5 protein-coding genes are annotated in these 4777 nt (G+C 69.9%); 2 read left to right on the forward strand and 3 right to left on the reverse strand.

The features are described from left to right. Nucleotides 1–912 (reverse strand): AEC family transporter (locus SPR02S_RS04620; protein ID WP_019055759.1); only part of this gene is annotated, 912 nt, incomplete at its 3' end. A 100-nt stretch (nucleotides 913–1012) separates the two neighbouring features. On the opposite strand from SPR02S_RS04620, the gene SPR02S_RS59880 reads away from it, so the two are divergent. After that, nucleotides 1013–1402 (forward strand): STAS domain-containing protein, encoded by a 390-nt coding sequence (locus SPR02S_RS59880; protein WP_158697776.1) that lies wholly within the window; start codon nucleotides 1013–1015, stop codon nucleotides 1400–1402. Here SPR02S_RS59880 and SPR02S_RS04630 read toward each other — a convergent pair. Together SPR02S_RS04630 and SPR02S_RS04635 are read right to left on the reverse strand one after the other, a co-directional pair. Beyond that, the gene (locus SPR02S_RS04630) at nucleotides 1286–2305 is read right to left on the reverse strand and encodes a sigma-70 family RNA polymerase sigma factor (RefSeq protein ID WP_026150216.1); all 1020 of its coding nucleotides are present in this window, start codon (nucleotides 2303–2305) and stop codon (nucleotides 1286–1288) included. The two genes, SPR02S_RS59880 and SPR02S_RS04630, sit on opposite strands and share 117 nt — an antisense overlap. Before the next feature lie 140 nt (nucleotides 2306–2445). Beyond that, a complete protein-coding gene (locus tag SPR02S_RS04635) occupies nucleotides 2446–3729 on the reverse strand; it encodes an MFS transporter (RefSeq protein ID WP_019055762.1) in 1284 nt (427 codons plus the stop codon). Between the two features lie 63 nt (nucleotides 3730–3792). On the opposite strand from SPR02S_RS04635, the gene SPR02S_RS04640 reads away from it, so the two are divergent. Continuing rightward, nucleotides 3793–4749 carry a LysR family transcriptional regulator gene (locus SPR02S_RS04640; RefSeq protein WP_019055763.1) on the forward strand — a complete coding sequence of 319 codons (957 nt, stop codon included), beginning with the start codon at nucleotides 3793–3795 and terminating at the stop codon, nucleotides 4747–4749. Nucleotides 4750–4777: the final 28 nt, after the last annotated feature.

A 4777-nucleotide genomic window follows, 5' to 3' on the forward strand; every position in this document is an offset into this window, starting at 1 on the left:
CAGCGCAGCAATCCCCACCAACACCGGCACCGACAACACCGTGGACAGCAGGATCGAGTCCCGAGCCAACCCCTCACCCACCCGATACCGACTCGCGTACGTATACAGGTTCTGCGCAGCAGGCAACGCCGACGTCACCACCACGTCGAGCAACCCCGCCCCGTGAATACCGAACACAGCCACAGCCAACGCCCACGCAATCACCGGCTGCCCCACCGACTTCAGCGCAACCGACAACAACACCGGCCCCCGCTCAACGCCCCGCGCAGGAACCGCACTTCCCCGCAGTGAAATCCCGAACCCGATCAACACCGCCGGCACAGCCATGTTCCCGATCAGGGTGAGCGGATCCAGCACCGGGCCCGGAACATGAACCCCGATCCCCGCAACCGCAACCCCCGCAAGAGACCCCACCGCAACCGGATTCCGCAGCGGCGTAAGCAGCCGCAGCCACAAAGGCCCCTTCTCACCCGCCCCCGAAAGATCGAGGACGGTCAACGCCAGCGGGCTCACCACCACCAGCTGGAACAACATCACCGGCGCCACGAGCGACGCATTGCCGAGGACGTACACCGAGATCGGAATCCCGAGGTTGCCGGAGTTGACGTAACTCGAACACAGCGCCCCGATCGTCGTACGGCCGACACCCCAGCCCCGTACGACCCCCACCACCACGAACACCCCCGCCACCGCAGCCGTGCTCAGCACCGTCACGAGCAGCCCACTGGAGAAGATCACCGACAGATCGGCCCGCGCGAGGGTCGTGAACAGCAGCGCCGGGGACGCGACATTGAAGGCCAGCTTGGTCAGGACGTCCCGCCCGTGTTCGCCGAGGGAACCGCGCAGGCCGATCAGATAGCCGACCGCGATGACCACACCGATGACCGCGAACCCGGTCAGCACCCCCTGCACGGCACCCCCTCCGCACCGACTTCGGCGCGCGGGAGGGCGTCGGGTATCCAGGGCGGGGCTGATCCGTGGGGCATACAGCAAACCTAGGCGGTCGCCCCCGATGAGTTACGACCGCCCACCCGGTCTACCGATCGTGGACGCCAAGACACCCGCTGTACTCGTGCCGGCCCGCCCCGTCACCCGTGACGAGGTGGCGGGGCTGTGCGCCGAGGTACGGGCACTGATGGAGGCGACCGGAGCCGGAGTGGTCCTGGTCGAGGTCGTCGGGCCCGGGCCGCCGGGCCTCGGTACCGTCGACCTCCTGGCCCGGCTGCAACTCACCGCCCGGAGGACCGGGGGCGGCCGGATCAGACTCCGCGCCCCCGCCCCCGAACTACGCGCCCTCCTCGACCTGGTCGGACTCCGCTTCGAGATGGAGGGGCAGGTCGAACAGCGGGAACCAGCGCTTGGTGTCCAGGAAGAAGTGGAACCCGGTGAGCCCGCCGTCTGAGATCTCCAGGATCTGGACCGCCCAGGGCGCGTAACCACCCGCCTCCGGGTCCGGCTTGTACTGGGCGAAGCCCGGCAGACCGTTCACCTGCACCGGGATCAGTCGCGATCCCTCGCAGGCGGAACCGATCGTCGTCATGAAGCCCGTGATGTCGTCGTGGCCGGTGAGCCACAGGTCGAACGGCGGCATCGTCATGATGGCGTCCTCGTGCAGCAGCGCGGTGAGCGCGGCCATGTCGTAGCCCTCGAAGGCCGCGACGTACCGCTCAAGAAGCTTCTGCTGCTCCTCGTCGAGCGGGTCGGAGACGGCCGCGTCGGCCGCCTTGTCGTCCCGCTCGGCGAGGGTCGCCCGGGCCCGCTGCAACGCGCTGTTGACCGACGCGACCGAGGTGTCGAGCAGCTCGGCGACCTCGTTCGCCCGCCAGGCCAGCACCTCGCGCAGGATCAGCACCGCCCGTTGTTTGGGCGGCAGTTGCTGCAGGGCGGCCATGAACGCGAGCCGTACGGACTCCTTGGCCACGGCCGCCTCCGCCGGGTCGGCGACCGTCGGCAGCACGCGCGCGTCGGGCATCGGCTCCAGCCAGGTGTTGTCCGCGCGGGGCGACAGCGCGGCCTGCGCGAGAGGCGTGGAGTCGCTGAGGTCGACGGGCCGTGCCCGCTTGTTGCCGGCGGACAGCATGTCCAGGCAGACGTTCGTGGCGATCCGGTACAGCCAGGAACGGAGACTGGACCGGCCCTCGAACTTCTCGTAGTTCCGCCAGGCGCGGACCATCGTGTCCTGCACCGCGTCCTCGGCCTCGAAGGACGAGCCGAGCATGCGGTAGCAGTACCCGGTCAGCTCGACGCGGTGTTTCTCCAGCCTGACATCGAGGTCGTCCGTCGTAGTCACAACGCTGTCACTCATGGTCTCGCCCACCCACCCCTGTGGCCGTTCTTCCCTTACCCCGAAACGTAGCGCAGCCCACTGACAATGGCGCGAGGAGTGAACGAACGTGCAGGTCAGAGCGGTAACCGGGCACCCGGTATTGGTGTGGAGCCCCGTCCTCAGGCGCCGGACGGGCTGATCGGTGCCAGCGCCCGTTGCGTCCGCGCCGCCCGCGACCCCAACACAGTGATCGTCACAACCCCCGCCACCGCGAGCACCCCCACGCCCACCGTCCCGGCCCAGCCCCCCGCGTGGAACGCCATCGCGCCGACCGTACTGCCCGTGCTGGACCCGATGTAGTACGCGGACTGATACAGAGCCGACGCCTGCGCACGCCCCGTCGTCGCCGTCTTGCTGACCGCCGAGGACGCGACCGCGTGCCCCGCGAAGAAGCCCGCCGTGATGAGGACCAGGCCGAGCAGCACCAGGGGGAGTGAATCGGCGAGGGAGACCACGAGCCCCGCCGCCGTCGTACCGCCCGCCAGGTACAAGGCGCCCCGGCGCCCCAGCCGACCGACCAGCCGCCCCGCCGTGGACGCCGACACGGTCCCCACCAGATACACCAGGAAGATCGAGCCGATGATGCCCTGGGGGAGGGAGAAGGGGGCCTCGGTGAGGCGGTAGCCGATGACGGTGTAGACGCCGCCGAAGACCGTCATGAACAGGGCGCCGATCGCGTACAGCCGGCACAGCAGCGGGTTCGCGAGGTGGCCGCGGACCGTGCGGGCCAGGACGCGTGGGCGCAACGAACCCGGCGTGAAGTGCTGAGGGGCGGGAAGCAGCAGCCGGAAGGCGACGGCACAACCGACCGCGATGACACCGATCCCCCCGACCGCGACCCGCCAGCCCCACTCCTGCGCGACCCACCCGGTGATGACCCGGCCGCTCATCCCGCCGACGCTGTTACCGGCCACGAACAGCCCGATCGCCGTGACCAGCGCCTTCGGCCGCACCTCCTCCGCGAGGTACGCCGTCGCCGAGGCCGGCAGCCCGGCCAGCGCGGCCCCCTGGAGGAACCGCAACGCCACCAGCGCGCCCAGCGACGGCGCGAACGGCACCAGCACTCCGAGGCTCACCGCGACCACCAACGACGCCGTCATGACCGTACGACGTCCAAAACGCTCCGACAGCGCGCTCATCGGCAGGACGAACAACGCGAGCCCACCCGTCGCCGCCGCCACCGTCCAGCTCGCCGCACTCGCCGACACCGCGAAACCGGAGGAGATCAGCGGCAGCAGCGCCTGCGTGGAGTAGAGGAGCGCGAAGGTCGCCACGCCCGCGAGGAACAGCGCGAAGCTCATCCGGCGATAACCGGGACCACCCGGCGTCAGCCGTGCGTCGGAGTCGGGGACAGGGCTGGTGGCGGCCACGACGGTGGACGCCCCGGTATCGGCGGAAGGCATGCTTCGAAGTTACGTAGCCGCCCGCTGATCCGTCCAATGCACGGAAACGCCATAATCGTTCCCATGGTGCATCAGTACAGCTCACAGGCTCACCTGTCACCGTCCGGTGACACAGAAGACATCGTCGCGCTGCTCGCGCCGCGCCTCGCGTACTTCGCCGGCGTCGCCCGCACCGAGCACGTCACGCGGGCCGCGCAGGAGATGCAGGTCCCGCAGTCCACCCTGTCGCGGGCGATGGTCCGCCTCGAACAGGACCTGGGCGTCGACCTGTTCGCGCGCAGAGGCCGCGCGGTGTCGTTGACCCCCGCCGGGCGCACCTTCCTCACCTCCGTCGAGCGCGCCCTCGCCGAGATCGAGAAGGCCGCCGACGAGGTCCGGGCCGACGCCGACCCCGCCACCGGCAAGGTCGCCTTCGGCTTCCTCCACACGCTCGGCTCGGAAACCGTCCCCGGCCTCATCCGCGCCTTCCGCGCCGACCACCCCCGCGTCCGCTTCAGCCTCGTCCAGAACTACGGCGAGGCCATGCTGGAGCGGCTACGCGCCGGCGAACTGGACCTCTGCCTCCTGACCTCCCCGACCCTCGACGCCCCCGACGTGGTGGCCCACCGCCTCGACGTACAGAAACTCCGCCTAGTCGTCCCGGCCGACCACCGCCTGGCCACGCGCAAGCGCATCCGCCTGGCAGAAGCGGCCGACGAGACCTTCGTGACCCTGGAACCCGGCTACGGCCTCCGCAGCATCACCGACGCCGTCTGCAAGGAGGCCGGCTTCCGCCCGAAGATCGCCTTCGAGGGAGAGGAGGCGGAGACCCTACGGGGCCTGGTGGCGGCGGGCCTGGGAGTCGCCCTCCTGCCTCCACCGGCCGTACCCCGCCCGGGAGTTGCGGAGCTGACGGTCACGGCTCCGAGGGCGGTAAGAGAGATCGGCGTGGCGTGGTTGGACGGCCACCCGGACACCCCGCCAGTGGCAGCCTTCAAGCAGTTCCTACTCGCAAGAAAGGGCAACTTGCTCCCCACGTAGGCGCATTCACCTTAAGGGGCGCGGGGCT

The sequence above is a fragment of the Streptomyces prunicolor NBRC 13075 genome (assembly GCF_000367365.1).
Lineage (GTDB): Bacteria > Actinomycetota > Actinomycetes > Streptomycetales > Streptomycetaceae > Streptomyces > Streptomyces prunicolor.